Source organism: Streptococcus cristatus (assembly GCF_001588905.1).
GTDB classification, from domain to species: Bacteria; Bacillota; Bacilli; order Lactobacillales; family Streptococcaceae; genus Streptococcus; species Streptococcus cristatus_N.
In genome coordinates this window covers 76063-93089 of record NZ_LAWH01000036.1, presented here as the reverse complement: position 1 = coordinate 93089, position 17027 = coordinate 76063, and the positions used below count along the sequence as shown (strand labels likewise).

At 42.8% G+C, this 17027-nt stretch carries 20 protein-coding genes and 1 tRNA gene; 3 read left to right on the top strand and 18 right to left on the bottom strand.

Annotated elements, in window-relative coordinates; translation table 11 throughout:
* Positions 1-40: 40 nt before the first annotated feature.
* Positions 41-439 (bottom strand): NUDIX hydrolase, encoded by a 399-nt coding sequence (locus tag A0765_RS07870; RefSeq protein ID WP_062005827.1) that lies wholly within the window; start codon positions 437-439, stop codon positions 41-43.
* Positions 436-2724, bottom strand: coding sequence for a DNA helicase PcrA (pcrA, locus tag A0765_RS07865; protein WP_062005825.1), 2289 nt, complete (start codon positions 2722-2724; stop codon positions 436-438). The genes A0765_RS07870 and pcrA overlap by 4 nt, the downstream gene beginning before the upstream one ends.
* Positions 2725-2870: 146 nt before the next feature.
* Between pcrA and A0765_RS07860 the strand changes: the two genes are divergently transcribed.
* Positions 2871-4061, top strand: a complete 1191-nt coding sequence (locus A0765_RS07860) for a cation diffusion facilitator family transporter (protein WP_062005823.1) — start codon at positions 2871-2873, stop codon at positions 4059-4061.
* 7 nt (positions 4062-4068) lie between these two features.
* Here A0765_RS07860 and A0765_RS07855 read toward each other — a convergent pair whose 3' ends face one another.
* The 10 genes from A0765_RS07855 to A0765_RS07810 form a co-directional block, all read right to left on the bottom strand.
* Positions 4069-4917 (bottom strand): amino acid ABC transporter substrate-binding protein, encoded by an 849-nt coding sequence (locus A0765_RS07855; RefSeq protein ID WP_062005821.1) that lies wholly within the window; start codon positions 4915-4917, stop codon positions 4069-4071.
* An 11-nt stretch (positions 4918-4928) separates the two neighbouring features.
* Entirely contained in the window at positions 4929-5558 is a 630-nt protein-coding gene (locus A0765_RS07850; protein WP_062005819.1) for an amino acid ABC transporter ATP-binding protein, read from the bottom strand.
* Between the two features lie 8 nt (positions 5559-5566).
* Positions 5567-6208, bottom strand: coding sequence for an amino acid ABC transporter permease (locus tag A0765_RS07845; RefSeq protein WP_062005817.1), 642 nt, complete (start codon positions 6206-6208; stop codon positions 5567-5569).
* 714 nt (positions 6209-6922) lie between these two features.
* Positions 6923-6994 (bottom strand) — tRNA-Arg (locus A0765_RS07840).
* Positions 6995-7034: 40 nt separating this feature from the next.
* Complete coding sequence (gene rplS, locus A0765_RS07835; RefSeq protein ID WP_005590628.1) at positions 7035-7382, bottom strand: 50S ribosomal protein L19; 348 nt, start codon at positions 7380-7382, stop codon at positions 7035-7037.
* A gap of 118 nt (positions 7383-7500) precedes the next feature.
* A complete protein-coding gene (gene crcB / locus A0765_RS07830; protein WP_062005815.1) occupies positions 7501-7827 on the bottom strand; it encodes a fluoride efflux transporter CrcB in 327 nt (108 codons plus the stop codon).
* Positions 7824-8198 (bottom strand): fluoride efflux transporter CrcB, encoded by a 375-nt coding sequence (gene crcB, locus A0765_RS07825; protein ID WP_062005813.1) that lies wholly within the window; start codon positions 8196-8198, stop codon positions 7824-7826. Before crcB (A0765_RS07825) ends, crcB (A0765_RS07830) begins: the two co-directional genes overlap by 4 nt.
* Positions 8195-8461, bottom strand: coding sequence for a chorismate mutase (locus A0765_RS07820; RefSeq protein ID WP_048763700.1), 267 nt, complete (start codon positions 8459-8461; stop codon positions 8195-8197). The genes crcB (A0765_RS07825) and A0765_RS07820 overlap by 4 nt, the downstream gene beginning before the upstream one ends.
* A gap of 153 nt (positions 8462-8614) precedes the next feature.
* Positions 8615-9997, bottom strand: coding sequence for a Fe-S cluster assembly protein SufB (gene sufB / locus A0765_RS07815; protein ID WP_061909505.1), 1383 nt, complete (start codon positions 9995-9997; stop codon positions 8615-8617).
* Between the two features lie 124 nt (positions 9998-10121).
* Positions 10122-10562, bottom strand: a complete 441-nt coding sequence (locus A0765_RS07810; RefSeq protein WP_037586414.1) for a flavodoxin — start codon at positions 10560-10562, stop codon at positions 10122-10124.
* Positions 10563-10667: 105 nt separating this feature from the next.
* Here A0765_RS07810 and A0765_RS07805 point away from each other — a divergent pair, with 105 nt between their 5' ends.
* Together A0765_RS07805 and A0765_RS07800 are read left to right on the top strand one after the other, a co-directional pair.
* Entirely contained in the window at positions 10668-11603 is a 936-nt protein-coding gene (locus A0765_RS07805) for a DHH family phosphoesterase (RefSeq protein ID WP_062005812.1), read from the top strand.
* A gap of 105 nt (positions 11604-11708) precedes the next feature.
* Positions 11709-11951 (top strand): type B 50S ribosomal protein L31, encoded by a 243-nt coding sequence (locus tag A0765_RS07800; protein WP_048763695.1) that lies wholly within the window; start codon positions 11709-11711, stop codon positions 11949-11951.
* Between the two features lie 158 nt (positions 11952-12109).
* On the opposite strand, the gene A0765_RS10315 is transcribed toward A0765_RS07800, so the two are convergent.
* The 6 genes from A0765_RS10315 to cdaA all read right to left on the bottom strand — a co-directional run bounded on the left by A0765_RS10315 (position 12110) and on the right by cdaA (position 16939).
* Complete coding sequence (locus A0765_RS10315) at positions 12110-12265, bottom strand: hypothetical protein (RefSeq protein ID WP_125387654.1); 156 nt, start codon at positions 12263-12265, stop codon at positions 12110-12112.
* Positions 12266-12276: 11 nt separating this feature from the next.
* Positions 12277-13587 (bottom strand): GTPase ObgE, encoded by a 1311-nt coding sequence (gene obgE / locus A0765_RS07795; protein WP_142325655.1) that lies wholly within the window; start codon positions 13585-13587, stop codon positions 12277-12279.
* 52 nt (positions 13588-13639) lie between these two features.
* Positions 13640-13768: a DUF4044 domain-containing protein gene (locus A0765_RS09825; RefSeq protein ID WP_065426516.1), complete on the bottom strand. Its 129-nt coding sequence runs from the start codon at positions 13766-13768 to the stop codon at positions 13640-13642.
* 195 nt (positions 13769-13963) lie between these two features.
* A complete protein-coding gene (gene glmM, locus A0765_RS07790) occupies positions 13964-15316 on the bottom strand; it encodes a phosphoglucosamine mutase (protein WP_062005810.1) in 1353 nt (450 codons plus the stop codon).
* Positions 15317-15345: 29 nt separating this feature from the next.
* Positions 15346-16095: a CdaR family protein gene (locus A0765_RS07785; protein WP_062005808.1), complete on the bottom strand. Its 750-nt coding sequence runs from the start codon at positions 16093-16095 to the stop codon at positions 15346-15348.
* The gene (gene cdaA / locus A0765_RS07780) at positions 16082-16939 is read right to left on the bottom strand and encodes a diadenylate cyclase CdaA (protein ID WP_062005806.1); all 858 of its coding nucleotides are present in this window, start codon (positions 16937-16939) and stop codon (positions 16082-16084) included. Before cdaA ends, A0765_RS07785 begins: the two co-directional genes overlap by 14 nt.
* Positions 16940-17027 lie beyond the last annotated feature (88 nt).

Sequence of the window (17027 nt, the reverse complement as noted above, 5' to 3'; positions counted from 1 at the left end):
TAGAATTTCCTTATCAAAAGAAATAAAGAGAAGCTATATCTTATAGCTTCTCAGATATAATCTCAAAAGTCGCTTGATTGCTGGGCCAATACAACTGCGATGAAACTTTGTCTAAAGCTACCCACTGAGCTCCCACATGCTCATCAGAAATCTGGATTTCCTTCTGCTCTGTCAGAACCAGAAAGAGATTTTTGTGGATGGTCAGATTTTCATCAATCTTTACCGTAAAATCTCCAAGACTAGTCAGATTTGAACAAGCTAAGACCAAGCCTGTCTCTTCCTTTATTTCACGAAGACAGGCTTCTTCTGGACTCTCGCCACTCTCAATCCCACCAGTAATGGGCTGCCAAAAGGAAACTTTCTCAGCTTCCACTTTCAAGAGCAAGATTTCTCGTTCCTCTGGATGAAAAATCCAGGCTTCAATCGACCGCCTAATCATGATTTTTTCTCAATCGGTGCTATGCTGGCCAGCACTTTCTTCAGACCTACTTCTGGGAAATTGATCTTAAGTTCTTGACTATTGCCGTTACCAGATACTGCTAAAACTGTCCCATCGCCCCATTTCTTGTGGTGGGCAATATCTCCAATAGCCCAAGCAACTTCCGGCTTAGATAGCTGGTTCTGACCGCTCTTGCCAAAAGGCAGGCTGCCTGTAGAAATCGAACTTGGTGCTGCCTGACGTTTCCGCTCTTGTAGAGCCTGGGCCAGACTCATGCCCTGACCGAATTTGCTAGTATCGCTGTTGGTATAACTAACCTTAAAGGAGCTGTTGGCTGGTCGAGCCAGTCCCTGATAGTTTAGCAAGTCTGAACTGATTTCTCTCAAGAAGCGAGTCGGCTGATTGTAGTTGGTACGACCATAAAGCAGACGGGAATTGGCATTGGTCAGATAGAGAATTTTTTCTGCTCGGGTGATACCGACATAGGCCAGACGGCGCTCCTCTTCCAGCTCATCCTCATCTTCAGATGCTCGGCTCAGAGGGAAGACATTTTCCTCCATACCAACCAGAAAAACGACTGGAAATTCCAATCCCTTGGCTGCGTGGAGGGTCATCAGAGTTACTTCAGAACTCTCCTGATCTCCGTCGTCTGTGTCTGCGATCAAGGCTAAGTCATTGAGAAAACGGCTGAGCTTGTCCAGACCTGTCTCATCAGTAGGATTGTCTGGATTTTCGTCAAAGTTCTTGGTTACAGACAGGAATTCTTCAATATTTTCAATCCGTGCTTGGCTTTCCAAGGTTGCCTGAGCTGCCAAGGCGACTGAGTAACCTGTCTTTTTCAGAACAAGCTCGACTAGCTCAGTCACACTATAGTCATCCAAACGATCCCGCAAGTCGAGTATCAGATTGGCAAACTCATAAACTGCCTGAGCCGCCTTGCCTTTGACTGGCGAAAGCATGATATTGGCTGATGCCTCCAGCAAAGAGATTTCTTGACTAGCTGCAAAATTCCGAATCTTGTCTACCGTTCCCGGTCCGACACCACGTTTGGGCTCATTAACCACGCGCTCATAGCTGATATTGTCGCTAGGATTAGCAATGAGATTGAGGTAAGAAATAACATCGCGGATTTCTTTACGGCTATAGAACTTTGTGCCACCGACCATGGTATAGGGAATATTAGCCTTGAGCAGGGCTTCCTCCACCGTCCGTGACTGGGCATTGGTTCGGTAAAGAACCGCAAAATCCTTATGACTGTAGCCTTCTCGGCTCAGCTGATCAATAGTTCGGGCGACAAAGAGAGCCTCGTCCTGCTCGTCATTAGCCCGATAGTAGACAATTTCCTCACCGTCTTCGTTTTGAGTCCAGAGATTTTTCGGACGGCGATTGCGATTGTTTCGGATGACTTCATTAGCTGCCTGAAGGATGGTCTTAGTCGAGCGATAGTTTTCTTCAAGCAAAACAACTTTGGCTTCTGGATAATCCTTTTCAAAGTCCAGGATATTCTGCATATCTGCTCCCCGCCAGCCGTAGATAGACTGGTCAGCATCCCCGACTACACAGATATTCTTAAAGCGAGAAGCCAAGAGTTTGACCAGCTGGTATTGGGCATGGTTGGTATCCTGATACTCGTCCACATGGATATACTGGTAACGTTGCTGGTAGTAGGTCAGGACATCAGGATTTTGGTCAAAAAGGCGCAAAGTCAACATAATCAAATCGTCAAAGTCCATGGCCTCAGACTGGCGCAGTTCCTTTTGATAGGCCGTGTAGCACTTGGCTACAATCTCTGTGTACATATCACCAGCCATATTTGCATAGGCCACCTCATCAATCAGGTCATTCTTTGCATTGGAAATGGTCCCTAGAATGGCGCGCTCATTCCACTTTTTAGGATCCAGATTGAGATTTTTGAGAATCCGTTTCATCAAAGTTCGCTGCTCACCCGGATCAACGATCGTAAAGTTGCGGTTGTAGCCAATATGATCTGCTTCTCGTCGCAAAATGCGCACACACATGGAGTGGAAGGTGGCGATTAAGCAATCTTGAGTAGCTGGATTGAGTGTAGCTGCCCGTTCCTTCATCTCCCGCGCCGCCTTATTGGTAAAGGTAATGGCTAGGATATTCCAAGGATTGACCATCTTCTCATCAATCAAATAGGCAATGCGGTGGGTCAGGACTCGAGTCTTTCCTGAACCAGCCCCCGCCATAATCAACAAGGGGCCTTCTGTCGTCTGGACCGCTTCGGCCTGACGGTCATTCATACCGTTTAATAAGGGATTCATCTTCTATCCTTTCAATATAACATCAAACTGAAAATCAATGCTTCCATTATATCAAAATTCGAGCGAATTTGTTATCGAAAAGGCAACTACCTCATTTGAAATCCAAGTGTGAAAAAGTTATAATAATAGTTTAGAAAGGGGCAACCATGAACAATCATCCAAGCGACAATCTCAAACTTGCTGAACGAGGCGCTCTCCTGGCAATTGCCACCTACATTGGCCTATCCGTTACAAAAATCATTGCAGGTGCAGCACTGACATCCTCCAGTTTGACGGCGGATGGTTTCAACAACGTCTCCGATATCGTTGCCAATCTAGCGGTCCTAATCGGCCTGCGCATGGCCCGAAAACCAGCGGATAAGGACCACCGCTTCGGCCATTGGAAGATTGAAGATCTGGCCAGCCTAATTACTTCTTTCATCATGTTTTTTGTCGGTTTCAATGTCCTCATTGATACGGCTCAAAAAATCATTAACAAGGAAGAAACCTTGATTGATCCTGTGGGAGCCATCGTCGGGATTGTATCGGCCATCATCATGTTTGGCGTTTATCTTTACAATAAAAACCTAGCCAAAAGGGTAAAATCCAAAGCTCTGGATGCGGCTGCCAAGGACAATCTCTCGGACGCCATCACTTCTCTAGGCACATCGGTTGCTATTATTGCCAGCTCCCTGAAGTTTCCCATCGTTGATAGGCTAGCAGCCATCATTATTACTTTTTTCATTCTGAAAACAGCCTATGATATTTTCATGGAGTCCTCCTTCAGCCTATCAGACGGCTTTGATCAGGACCTTTTAGACGACTATAAGCGTGCCATTCTGGAAATTCCTAAAATCACACGCGTCAAATCCCAGCGTGGTCGGACCTATGGCAGCAATATTTATCTAGATATTATACTGGAAATGAATCCTGACCTCTCCGTCTTTGAAAGCCACGAAATTGCTGATCAGGTAGAGGATATGCTCAAGGAAGACTTCGGTGTCTTCGACATTGATATTCATATTGAGCCAGCTCCGATTCCTGAAGATGAGATTCTGGATAATGTTTATCAAAAGCTCCTGATGCGTGAGCAATTAGTCGACCAAGGCAGTCAATTGGATGCACTTATTTCCTCTGATTTTGTCTACATTTCCCAAGATGGTCGCCAGCTAAACAAAGAGGAATTTCAACTAGAGAGAGCCCAAACTTCTCCTATCAAAAATTTAGAAATTACATCCGTTAGCCAAAAGACTAAGCTGATTCGCTATCAAATCGGGGATGTCATCCATACCAGCCTCTGGCGCCGCCACGAAGTCTGGCAAAATATCTTCCACCAAGAAACACGAAAAAACAACTAGTTTTCTGCTAGTTGTTTTTATATGCTTTCACTTGGTCTGTCGCAATATCCTCTCCAAACCACTTCTCAGCGATTTTCTGGAATTTTCCCTCTTGGTATAATTTCCCGAAAGCGGCATTTACTTTTTCAACTAAAGTACGGTCCGCCTTTCTAGCCCCGACCGCAAAGTCCTCGCTCTCAAATCCAACTGAAAAAACTGAATATTGATCTAAAATTCCTTCTTCTGTCAGATAATAATTGGCATAGACGCGGTCAATCAAGAGACCATCAATCCGGTCGTTTTGCAAGTCAATCAGCGCCTCGTTAAAGCTCTGATACTGAGTCGCTGTATGATTTTTAACAATGGTTTTCAAAATTTCAGGATTGCTTTCAAACGCTACGTAGCCAGAAGATCCTGCTTGAGCACCCAATACTTTTCCTACCATATCACTGGCCTGTGAGATATGAGAGGATTTTTTGCTGACCAAAACCTGCTCATTTTTCATATAAGGAATGGTAAATTCTACCTTTTCTCTTCTCTCATCCGTCGCGGAGTAGCCATTCCAGATAAGGTCAATCGTGCCGTTGGTCAACTCTGTTTCTTTCATATCCCAATCAATCGGCTGCCATTTCACCTTAATTCCATATTCCTCAAAAACAGCATTGGCCAAATCAATGTCAAAGCCTGCATAAGTGCCATCTTTTTGCTCAAATCCCATAGGGACAAAGGTATTATCAAAACCAATTGTAATCTGTTTTTTCTCCTCATACTTGCTCCAGTTATCCAAGCTGGGATCGCTGACATTGGAACTACAAGCACCGAGCAGAAAAGTTAGGATCAAGGTCAAACAGGTCAAAAGAATATTCTTTAGTTTCATTCGGACCTCCCTTATTTTGGTGTGACTTTGAGAATAGAATCCGCAATGTTTTCCGCAAACTGCAAATCATGTGTGACTACAATTTGTGTCATCCCCATTTCCCGATTTTGGAGGATGAGTTTTTCTACTTCCAAGCGTAAGGCAGGATCCAAGGCAGAAGTCGGCTCATCATATCCGATAATTTCTGGGTTGATCATCATAGCACGAGCCAAAGCGACCCGCTGTTTTTGCCCGCCTGACAGCGAATAAGGATAGGCCTTGGCATGCTCATACAAGCCTAAACGGGCCAATAAGCCCTGCGCCTTCTCTTCAGCTTCTTCTTTGGAAATGTTCATTGTATGTATTGGTGATAAGGTCAAATTTTCCAAGACAGACAAATGAGGAAAGAGCTGAAAATCTTGAAAAACGAAGCCTAAAAGATTGCGCTTTTCAAGTTCAGTGACATCCAAAATCTCTCCATTATTAATCACTTGTCCCGAATCAATTGTCTCCAAGCCTGCCAGCATACGCAGAAGGGTCGTCTTCCCTCCACCAGAAGGTCCAACAATGGCCAATACTTGCTTTTCAGGCACAATCAAATTAAAATCCTTTAGAATCTGCTTATCACCAAATTTTTTACTAATATTTCGTAATTCTAACATAATAGCACCTACTTATAATAACTAAATTTCTTTTCGACCTGCTTGGCAATCAAGGTGGCCAAACCGATTAAGAGCAAGTAAATCAAGCCTGCAACAAACATCGGTGCCAGACTTGCATCTCGGTTAGCCGCCGTACGACTAGCCAAAATCAAGTCTGAAATTCCTAAAGCATAAACCAAAGAGGTATCTTTCACCAAAGTCATGACTTCATTAAAGACACTAGGTAGCACAATTTTTACGACTTGCGGCAAAATAATCAGGCGAATCGTCTGAACAGGAGTAAATTTCAAAACCTTCGCGGCTTCATACTGTCCAGTCGGAATAGAAGAAATTCCTCCGCGGAAGATCTCCGCAAAATAAGCCGCATAGTTTAGTGTAAAGGCAATAATCGCTGCAGGAATCCGATCCAGCCGAATGCCGATACTTGGCAACACATAGTAAATAAAGATTAACTGCAATAAAAGCGGCGTCCCGCGCATGATCCAAATGTAAATATGAAGCAGCCATTGCAGGGGCTTCAAGCGAATTTGCATTGAAAATGCCAGCATAATTCCCAAAGGAATCGAAAAAACCAAGACCAAAGCAAACACTTGCAAGGTGGTTGCTGCTCCACTTAGAAGACTAGGTAAAATTTCCAAAATATAGCTCATTCTCTTCCTCCTAAATAAATATTATACTATTATAGCAGAATTTTAAAAAAATACAACCCGAAATTGCAAAAAAGTTATAGTAAAAAATCGAAATCGAACAAAACTAAAACCCGACTCTCTTTTTAAGAGTCGGATTTATTGGACTAGGTAGGGATCTTTGGAGCGGTTTTGGAACCATTCGAAACAACACAGCTCTAAAACTGACAAATAACCTTACAACCAAAAGGAGAGGTTTGCTCTTTGTTAACCGCAGTAGGTTCATGAAAAAACACATTCTGGGAGGGAGCGACTATTTTTTTATTTTTCTTGCGAATAGATAAGGTATTTCAATCCACGCCCCCGTGAAGGGAGCGACTTGTGGAAGTCGAGGAGGTGCTATGAAACGACCTATTTCAACTAATCCTAGAAGAAAATAGTTTTGTTGTAATTATTTTAGAACGATTTTATGAACAATCTTTTGTCCACACTCCTCTTTAAGTTTTGTAAAAAGTGAGCGCTAATGCTTGTGTGCTCCACTGCAAAAAACTTACTTTCATCATCTAGCTTCCGATAGACCAATCTCTTTTGAGCATGTATAAGTCTGTACCCATCATTTAGAGCAACAAGAAGAAAAAAATCATAATCGAATAAGAAATATTTTCGAAACTTTTGGGGCGGATTTGGGACAAATATAACAAAAACCCTTGTTAATCAAGGGTTTTAAGTGTTGTTTAATGTCCCCTGCCGGAATCGAACCAGCAACTACTCCTTAGGAGGGAGTTGTTATATCCATTGAACTAAGGGGACTAGAGAAAAACTCTGCCAAGTGACAGAGTCATTTCTGATATTAACGACGGATTTCTTTGATACGCGCTGCCTTACCTTGCAATGCACGAAGGTAGTACAATTTAGCACGACGAACTTTACCGTAACGAACGACTTCAATCTTGTCAACACGTGGAGTGTGGATTGGGAAAGTACGTTCAACACCTACACCGTTAGAGATTTTACGAACTGTGTAGTTTTCTGAGATACCAGCACCTTTGCGAGCGATAACGACACCTTCAAAGATCTGGATACGTTCGCGAGTTCCTTCGACAACTTTAGCGTGAACGCGGACAGTGTCACCAGGACGGAATGCAGGGATATCTGAGCGAAGTTGACCTTCAGTCAAGCTTTGGATTAATGGATTCATTTTTTCTCCTATCTTGCTAATCTTGTAGTTCTAGACGACAGCGGATTAGCCGTTTTTTTAGTGCATCCATTTATGCACAAGGTATATTATATCAAAATTCTAGCAAAAGTAAAGATTTTTAGATAAAAATTCCTAAAAGAATGGCTAAAAATCCTAAAAAATAGGTCAGCATCAGATAGAGGCTAAACTTCTTCTTATCTGAGAATAGCTCTACTAGTTCCGCATTAAAAGTGGAAAGAGTCGTTAAACCGCCACAAAAACCTGTTGCCAAAATGCTATACAGCTGCTTATCTTGGATATGATTATAAAAAACTCCAATCAAAAAAGCTCCCAGTACATTAGCCATCAAGGTGCCTATTGGCAAAGCAGCTCTGCTATTAACCTTAGAAAAAAAGTAACGGACAAGAGCTCCTAGACCGCAAGCAATGAGCAAAAACCAAATCATGCGGTCACCTTCCTTCCAACCCATAAAGCAATGCAAAGGCTGCCGCCGATACTCAAAACAAGATATAGGAGCAATTCTGGATAACGGCCTAAATCCAGCAATTTGAGCGAATCTAATAGAAGACTAGAAAAAGTCGTCAAGCCGCCACAAAATCCCGTCGACAAAGCCAATAACAAATGCTTAGAAACTTGCTTGCGACTGAGATAGCCTTTAACCAAATAGACTAACAAGAAAGTTCCCAAATAGTTGACCAAAAGTGTCGCTAGAGGAAAATGTCCCGTGAACGTGAGAAATAATGAACATTGATAACGAAGTAAACCGCCTAGCATAGCTCCCAAGAAGATTGCTAAAGAATTTTTTACTTCACTCATCTTATTTGCTTCTCCTGAAAAGCACGTGAATGCTTTAGGATATCCGCAAAGGTCGCAAGAATCGTTTCTTGATAGTCCTTATTCTCAATCTTGCTCGCAACTCTAGCAAAGATCCTTTCTTCTCGCTTAGGATCTGCGACGGCCTTCCCAGTCGATTTTTTAACAGCCACAACTTGGCCGACCAGATTCATACGCTGCTCTAGTAAGGCAACGAGTGCGTCATCTACTTGGTCAATTTCCTGTCTGATTTCTTCTAACGTCATCTCATTCCTCCTTATATTCTATCTATCATATCAAAAAATAGTAAAATCTTCTAGTTTTATCCTAAATAAAAAAGGGCCACTGGACCTTAAATTAAAAGAAAACTCGCAAAAGCGAGTTTTTATCCGCAGATTAAAAAGGTCCGCTGGACCTTTTTAACCAACTGAGCCTTCCATGCTCATGTTGATGAGTTGGTTGAGTTCGACGGCGTATTCCATTGGTAGTTCTTTGGTAATGGGTTCCATAAATCCGTTGATAATCATAGCTGTGGCTTCTTCTTCGCTGATTCCTCGGCTCATCAGGTAGTAGAGCTGATCCTCAGACACTTTGGAAACCTTGGCTTCATGCTCTAGCGCGACATTGGAATTATGAATTTCATTAAAAGGAATGGTGTCGGAGCTGGACTCACCATCCATGAGAATGGTATCGCACTCGATATGAGATTTGGATCCTGCACTATTCTTGCCAAAGCGAACCTGACCACGATAGTCTGTCTTGCCGCCATCCTTAGCCACTGATTTAGAAATTAAGGTACTGGAAGTCTTGGGCGCATTATGAAAAACCTTACAACCCGCATCTAAGTGCTGACCATAGTTGGCAAAGGACATAGAGAGGACAGAGGTTCTGGCATTTCGGCCATTAAGAATGCTGCAGGGATATTTCATATTGACCTTGCTGCCTAAGTTTCCATCAATCCACTCTAAGGTGCCGCCCTCCTCAACAATCCCCCGCTCCGTTACCAGGTTATAGACATTGTCCGACCAGTTTTGAATGGTTGTATAGCGGAAAAAGGCATCCTTTTTTACAATGATCTCGACATTTGCCGCATGAAGACTATTGCTTGTGTAAGTCGGTGCTGTACAGCCCTCAATGTACTGGATAGAACCGCCCTCTTCGATAATCATCAAAGAGCGCTCAAACTGGCCAGCATTTTCTCCGTTGATACGGAAATAAGTCTGAACTGGAACTTGGCACTGGACGTTCTTAGGCACATAGATAAAGGTTCCACCAGACCAAACCGCACTATTAAGCGCAGAAAATTTATGCTCAGCATTTGAAATCACAGTACCAAAATACTGCTTGACCAAGTCTGGATATTCCTGAACAGCCGTATCCGTATCAGTAAAGATAATCCCCAACTTGGCAAACTCTTCTTTCATATTATGGTAAACCACTTCCGATTCGTACTGGGCCACAGCTCCAGACAGAAACTGCTTCTCAGCTTCTGGAATTCCCAAGCGATCAAAGGTTTTCTTAATCTCCTCTGGGACTTCATCCCAACTGCGAGCCCGATCTCCGCTTAGTTTCTGATAGTAGATAATATCATCAAAGCGAATACCTGATAAATCTGGTCCAAAGTTAGGCATGGGTAGCTTATGAAAAAGTTCCAAAGAGCGGAGGCGATAATCCAACATCCACTGGGGCTCATTCTTGATTTCTGAGATTTCTCGAACAACTTCTTCAGTCAGGCCCTTACCAGTTGAAAAGAGTGGCTTGACATCATCATGGAAGCCAAAGGCATAGTCGCGTTCTTTCATAGGAACTCCTCCTTTATCTAAGGGATAACGCTTACCTATATTATACTCCTAATCATGAGAATTGTCAGAAAATAAGGCTCTAACAAAAGAAAAACGGCCACAGCCGTTTCCTCTATTTATCATTTTAAACTTTACTTACCAATTCTTCCGCAAATGCTTCCAATCGCTCAATGTCATCTTCTTCTGCAGAAAGATCTACTTTGACACATTCTGAACCTTTCACTGCTCCTGTAGCCGCAAAAACAGCATCAAAGTCATCAACAGCCTTGCAGAATTCATCATAAAAAGTATCGCCTGAACCGACTACCCCATAGACCTTGCCAGACAAATCCAATCCAGACAAGTCTTCGTAGAAGTCCATCATTTCATCCGGCAGCTCACCATCACCGTAGGTATAGGTCGCTACAATCGTAATATCTGCTTCCAAGAAATCTTCTGCATCGACAGTGGTGCACTCGTCCACTTCAACTTCTACATCTAGTTCTCTTAGCTTATCCGCCACAATATCGGCAATTTCCTCGGTGTTTCCAGTCATACTGGCAAATACAATTTTCGCTAAGGTCATAGTTCCCTCCAAATTATAATCTTCATTCATTATAACACATCTTTTTTATTTTAAAAATAAAAATTCTTGTGCTACAATAACTAGAGAAAGTTTAAGAGGTTCATAATGAGTATCTATAGTAAAATTCTGAAAAAAATGAAAGAATACGATAAAATTATCATCCACCGCCACATGCGCCCTGATCCCGATGCGATTGGTAGTCAAGTCGGCTTACAAAAACTTCTCCAGCTCAACTTTCCTGAAAAATCCATCAAAGTCACAGGTTACGACGAGCCTAGTCTTACTTGGCTAGCAAAGATGGATGAGGTGACAAATGCGGACTATGAGCAGGCCTTGGTAATCGTGTGCGATACAGCCAACACTCCCCGCATTGATGATCAGCGCTACAGTACAGGCGACTTTTTGATTAAAATCGACCATCATCCCAACGATGATGCCTACGGAGATTTGCTGCTGGTTGATACAGATGCCAGTAGCACGAGCGAAATTATCGCTCTTTTTGCCTTCGAAAATCACTTAGAAGTAAATGACTATATCGCTAAACTTCTCTATGCTGGCATTGTTGGGGATACAGGACGCTTCCTCTATCCAGCGACTACTGCGCGCACATTTGAGATGGCTGGAAAACTTCGCCAATACGCTTTTAATTTTTCAGAGCTTTCTCGAAAAATGGACTCCATCACCCATCAGGTTGCCAAACTGCAAGGTTACGTTTACGATAATCTAGAAATTGATGAGAATGGTGCTGCGCGCGTTATCCTATCTCAGCAGTTATTGAAAGAAAATCATCTGACAGATGCTGATACTTCAGCTATTGTAGCTGCCCCCGGACGAATTGAAGATGTCCAGATGTGGGCCATCTTTGTCGAACAGCCTGACGGCCATTATCGCGTGCGGATGCGCAGTAAATTTACTCCAATCAATGAAATTGCCAAGCAACATGATGGAGGTGGTCACCCACTTGCCAGCGGTGCCAATGCTTATTCCAAAGATGAAGTGGACTTAATTTATCAAAAATTAAAAGAAAGTGCAAAAAAGTAAGAAAATCATCCAAAAGACTTGTCAAATCATTTAGAATTTGATAAACTATCAAAGTAACTAATCTATGGCTCGCAAAGAGTCCATGGCAGAAAGGATTTTTTTAAAATGAGAAAAGACATTCACCCAGAATACCGTCAAGTTGTATTTATGGACACTACTACTGGCTACAAGTTCCTTAGCGGTTCAACTAAACGTTCAAACGAAACTGTTGAATTCGAAGGTGAAACTTACCCATTGATCCGTGTCGAAATTTCATCAGACTCACACCCATTCTACACTGGACGTCAAAAGTTCACTCAAGCAGATGGACGTGTGGATCGTTTCAACAAAAAATACGGTCTCAAATAAGAACCGTATTGACATTAAAAAGAATGTTGATACAAAGCCATTTCCGAGAAATCGGATTTGGTTTTTTTGTTTTTTTCCAATAAAAAATCCTTTGAAATCTGGAATGAGGCAGCATGACTACTGTCACTCATTCCTTCATCTCAAAGGATTGGTTTCAACTATTGATCTTCTTTCAATTTTTCTCGCTCAAGGCGAAGTTTGCGATTTGGATTCAGGCGGTTGAAGAGTTCTTCCAGCTTTTTTGCATTCCAAACATCTGCTGCTGAGACAAAGTTGCCATTTTCGTCTCGGAAAGATATTGGTTTATCACCCATTACATATCTCCTTAGTCAACAAATTCAAACTCAAACTTACCGATGCGCACCAAATCTCCGTCCTTGGCACCACGCGCACGAAGCGCCTCGTCAACTCCCATACCGCGCAACTGACGGGAGAATTTCATGATGGACTCATCACGGTCAAAGTTAGTCATTGTAAAGAGTTTTTCTAGTTTATCACCTGAAAGTACCCATGTAGCATCATCATCACGGGAGATTTCGAAGGCTGGCGCTTCTTCATCAAAGCCATAATAAGCTTCGTCTTCCATATCGGATTCTTCATAAAGTAGAAACTCAGGTGTCTTATCCAGCAACTCAGCCGTCGCATCCAAGAGCGTGGCAAGCCCCTGCTTGGTCAGACTAGAAATAGGGAAAATCTGCGGCAACTCTTCAAATTCGTCATAATTGGCAGCCAGTTTTTTCTTGAATTCTTCCAAGTTTTCTGCGCTATCAGGCATATCCATCTTGTTGGCTACAATGATCTGCGGCCGTTCCATCAAGCGCAAATTATAGGATTCTAGCTCTTTATTGATCGCAAGGTAATCTTCATAAGGATCGCGACCCTCACTGGCAGACATATCAATAACGTGCAAAATGACCCGTGTCCGCTCAATATGTCGAAGAAACTGGGTACCTAGACCTATTCCCTGACTGGCTCCTTCGATCAACCCTGGCAGATCAGCTACGGCAAAAGATTCCCCAGACTGAGTCCGAACCATGCCCAGATTAGGAACAATCGTGGTAAAGTGATAGGCTCCGATTTTCGGCTTAGCTGATGTAATCACACTTAGAAGGGTTGACTTACCAACTGAAGGAAAACCAACCAAACCAACATCAGCCAGCACTTTTAGCTCCAGCAGTAATTCTCTTTCCTGACCGGGCTCCCCATTTTCAGAAATTTCCGGAGCTGGATTTTTAGGTGTAGCAAAGCGAATATTGCCACGACCGCCACGACCACCATGCGCCACGATGAATCGTTGACCGTGTTCAATCAAATCCGTAATGACCTTGCCAGTTTCAGCATCACGCACAGTCGTCCCCTGTGGTACACGGACAATCAAATCCTCCGCTCCTCGACCATGCATTCCCTTAGTCATTCCTTTTTCGCCTGATTGAGCCTTGAAATGACGGTTGTAACGGAAATCCATCAGGGTACGCAGTCCTTCGTCCACGACAAAAATAACATCACCACCACGACCGCCATCGCCGCCCCAAGGTCCGCCATTGGGTACATATTTTTCTCGGCGAAAGGCTACCATGCCATCGCCGCCCTTGCCAGCCTTGACCTGAATCTTGGCTGTATCTAAAAACATACTCATATAAATTCTCGCTTCTTTTTTACTCTAAAAAAACGCCTTGCAGCGTTTAGGATTAGAAGATTACGCCGATAGCTTGTGCAAAAATTGCACCAATCGTTACAAGTAACATGATTACCACGACCAGCATTGTCAATTTTTCAAATCCAGTTTTTTTACGTTGTCCGTTATCTCCAAAAGCCACTTTATTACCTCAATTCCAAGATTACTTCCTATATTTTAACACGATTAGCATACTTTTTCAAATATTTACGAGATGAAAAAGAAAAAGAGAGATTTTGCTCTATTAGCCAAAGAATTCTAAAGGATATTTATGGAAATAATTTAAAAAGATTGAAGAACTCACTCCAAATAGGAGACTTCTCCAATCTTTTGACTTTTATTCGATACCAATTTCAGCACGGACGACATCCGCAATTGTGTCCACATAGTAGTCCACTTCTTCGTGAGTTGGCGCTTCAGCCATGACACGCAGAAGCGGTTCTGTCCCACTTGGGCGGACAAGGATACGGCCGTTTCCTGCCATTTCAGTTTCCATTTTTTCAATAATGGCTCTGATGGCTGGTACTTCCATTGCCTTATCTTTCATGGCATTTTCGACACGAATATTAACCAATTTTTGTGGGTAAATGGTCACTTCTGCCGCAAGTTCAGACAAGCTCTTGCCAGTTTCTTTCATCACTTTGGTTAATTGTACCGCTGACAATTGACCATCACCAGTGGTATTATAATCCATGATAATGACATGTCCAGATTGCTCACCGCCTAGATTATAACCGTTCTTGCGCATTTCTTCTACCACATAGCGATCCCCAACAGCAGTCACTACTTTATTGATGCCTTCGCGCTCCAAGGCTTTGTGGAAACCAAGGTTGGACATAACGGTGGTCACAATTGTATTTTGAGCCAATTGGCCTTTTTCAGAAAGATACTTGCCGATGATGTACATAATCTTGTCACCATCTACAATATCGCCATTTTCATCAACGGCAATCAAACGGTCACTATCGCCATCAAAAGCGAGACCAATTGCCGCACCTGACTCACGGACTGTTTCTTGTAAGCCTTCTGGATGAGTAGAGCCTACATTTAAGTTAATGTTGAGGCCATCTGGATTTTCTCCGATAACAGTCAGCTGGGCACCCAAATCAGCAAAAATTTGACGGGCGCTGGTTGAAGCAGCGCCATTTGCTGTATCAAGGGCAACGTGCATTCCTTCAAGATCTAAACCTGTTGAAACAAGATATTGTTGGTACTTACGCAGGCCTTCAGGATAGTCCACGACTTTTCCTAAGCCCTCTGCACTTGGACGTGGAAGGGTATCTTCTACTGCGTCCAGCAAAACTTCGATTTCAAGTTCGCGCTCATCATCCAGTTTATAACCATCGCCACCAAAGAATTTGATGCCGTTATCAAGAGCAGGATTGTGGCTAGCCGAAATCATGACACCCGCGCTAGCTTTTTCGGATTTAACCAAGTAAGCAACACCTGGAGTAGCAATCACACCAAGTTTGTAGACGTGAATCCCGACAGAAAGCAGACCTGCAATCAAGGCACTCTCCAGCATTTCTCCCGAAATACGTGTATCACGGCCAACAAATACCCGAGGAACTTCACTTTCGTGTTGGCTCAGAACATATCCGCCAAAACGGCCCAGTTTAAAGGCCAATTCCGGCGTTAATTCCACATTAGCTTCTCCACGAACACCATCGGTTCCAAAATATTTACCCATTTTTAAAATTTTCCTTTCAAATCTTGCATTTATTTACTAGATGAATTCGAACTTGAGCTCGATTTGGAGCTTGACGAATTCGAATGTGTGTTTTTGGTCGTAACTTTCATCGTTGTTTCAAACGGTGTCACAACACTTGGCAAAACATTCCCATTGGCATCCATGGCCTGCAAGGAAGCTGCCCCACTATAATTTCCTGAAATAGTGACATTGCTTGGTAAAACTGCTGCAACATGATTAACTTTTTCCAAAGTTTCTTCATCGCTTGTCACTGTCACTTCTTCGTGCTCCAAGCTCACATTTGTGATAGAGATATCTTCTGCAACCTGACTGCCTGTGATGAGATACTTCACTGGCACTTTCTTGCTTGCTTTTTTACCTATCTTGACTGAAATTTTTTGCGGATTAACCGTAGCAGACAGGCCGCTAGGTAGATTTTCGACTTTCAGCTGCACTTCGACTGTTCCTTCTGATGCATTGGATAAATCCGCTACCACATGGAACTTCCGTGTACTCTCCTGCATTTCGCTACTTAAAGCCACTCTATTAGAACCTGTTAAAACAACACTAGCTTCGGAGGTAAAGCCGCTAATAAAGTACCGCTCACTATCGTACTTGATGTCAATCGGGACATTAGGAATCGTATTACTATAAGTTTCCGAGGTCACTTGGCGAATGCTGATACTATTTTGAAAACTACTAGACGTCGCATAAATAAACAAAACCAAAGCAAAAAATAAGGAGGAGATAATATAGAGAATTTTTTTACTTTGTTTCATTCTTCCATCCTCCTAGAATACGATTCTTTAGGCTCATTTTCTCATGCTTGTCTGATAAGAGAACTTCCCGCAGTTGTGATTCGAACTCGCTCAAACTCAAGTCATGCTTGAAGACTCCATTATGTGTCGTAGAAATACCGCCTGTCTCCTCAGACACGACAAAAGTAAAGGCATCTGAAACTTCTGAAAGGCCAATCGCAGCCCGGTGCCGAGTCCCAAATTCCTTGGAAATACCTGTGCTTTCTGTAAGCGGCAAATAGGCACAAGAGGCAGCGATCTTATTATCTTTGATAATAACTGCCCCATCATGCAGAGGTGTATTAGGAATGAAAATATTGATCAACAGTTCCCCAGAGATATCCGCATCCAGTGGGATTCCCGTTGCAATGTATTCCTGCAACGTTCGAGTGCCCTGAATAGCCACCAAGGCACCGATCTTACGCGGACTCATGTAAGCTACTGCCTTAACAAAGGCTTGAATCAATTTTTCCTCACTGCTGACTGGAGCAGCAGAAAAAATCTCGGTCGCTCTACCCAGCTTTTCGAGACCAGTCCGAATCTCAGGCGAGAAAATCACCACCGCCGCAATGACCCCGTAGGTAATAACCTGATTGATCAACCATGAAATGGTCGTCAAACCAATGATATTCGCTAAAAACTGTGCCAAGATGAAGAAGAGCACTCCCCGAACCAGAATCATAATTTTGGTCCCGGCAATTGCTTTAGTAAAATGATATAAAATCCATGTAACCAGAGCAATATCAATAATGTTGATTAAAATATTCCAAGGATTACTGAATACATTAGCCCAGTATTGGAGATTGGTTAATTGTTGAAAGTTCATTGCATAGTGGTCCTCCCAGTCAAAAACAAACAGTTCTCAACCATTATATCACTTTTAAGGATATTTTTCTGTAACCTTCTTTACTTTT

Coding starts and splice junctions, on each gene's coding strand:
- A0765_RS07870 (WP_062005827.1), bottom strand. CDS start 439: ATGATTAGGCGGTCGATTGAAGCCTGGATTTTTCATCCAGAGGAACGA.
- pcrA (WP_062005825.1), bottom strand. CDS start 2,724: ATGAATCCCTTATTAAACGGTATGAATGACCGTCAGGCCGAAGCGGTC.
- A0765_RS07860 (WP_062005823.1), top strand. CDS start 2,871: ATGAACAATCATCCAAGCGACAATCTCAAACTTGCTGAACGAGGCGCT.
- A0765_RS07855 (WP_062005821.1), bottom strand. CDS start 4,917: ATGAAACTAAAGAATATTCTTTTGACCTGTTTGACCTTGATCCTAACT.
- A0765_RS07850 (WP_062005819.1), bottom strand. CDS start 5,558: ATGTTAGAATTACGAAATATTAGTAAAAAATTTGGTGATAAGCAGATT.
- A0765_RS07845 (WP_062005817.1), bottom strand. CDS start 6,208: ATGAGCTATATTTTGGAAATTTTACCTAGTCTTCTAAGTGGAGCAGCA.
- rplS (WP_005590628.1), bottom strand. CDS start 7,382: ATGAATCCATTAATCCAAAGCTTGACTGAAGGTCAACTTCGCTCAGAT.
- crcB (WP_062005815.1), bottom strand. CDS start 7,827: ATGATTTGGTTTTTGCTCATTGCTTGCGGTCTAGGAGCTCTTGTCCGT.
- crcB (WP_062005813.1), bottom strand. CDS start 8,198: ATGAGTGAAGTAAAAAATTCTTTAGCAATCTTCTTGGGAGCTATGCTA.
- A0765_RS07820 (WP_048763700.1), bottom strand. CDS start 8,461: ATGACGTTAGAAGAAATCAGACAGGAAATTGACCAAGTAGATGACGCA.
- sufB (WP_061909505.1), bottom strand. CDS start 9,997: ATGAAAGAACGCGACTATGCCTTTGGCTTCCATGATGATGTCAAGCCA.
- A0765_RS07810 (WP_037586414.1), bottom strand. CDS start 10,562: ATGACCTTAGCGAAAATTGTATTTGCCAGTATGACTGGAAACACCGAG.
- A0765_RS07805 (WP_062005812.1), top strand. CDS start 10,668: ATGAGTATCTATAGTAAAATTCTGAAAAAAATGAAAGAATACGATAAA.
- A0765_RS07800 (WP_048763695.1), top strand. CDS start 11,709: ATGAGAAAAGACATTCACCCAGAATACCGTCAAGTTGTATTTATGGAC.
- A0765_RS10315 (WP_125387654.1), bottom strand. CDS start 12,265: ATGGGTGATAAACCAATATCTTTCCGAGACGAAAATGGCAACTTTGTC.
- obgE (WP_142325655.1), bottom strand. CDS start 13,587: ATGAGTATGTTTTTAGATACAGCCAAGATTCAGGTCAAGGCTGGCAAG.
- glmM (WP_062005810.1), bottom strand. CDS start 15,316: ATGGGTAAATATTTTGGAACCGATGGTGTTCGTGGAGAAGCTAATGTG.
- A0765_RS07785 (WP_062005808.1), bottom strand. CDS start 16,095: ATGAAACAAAGTAAAAAAATTCTCTATATTATCTCCTCCTTATTTTTT.
- cdaA (WP_062005806.1), bottom strand. CDS start 16,939: ATGAACTTTCAACAATTAACCAATCTCCAATACTGGGCTAATGTATTC.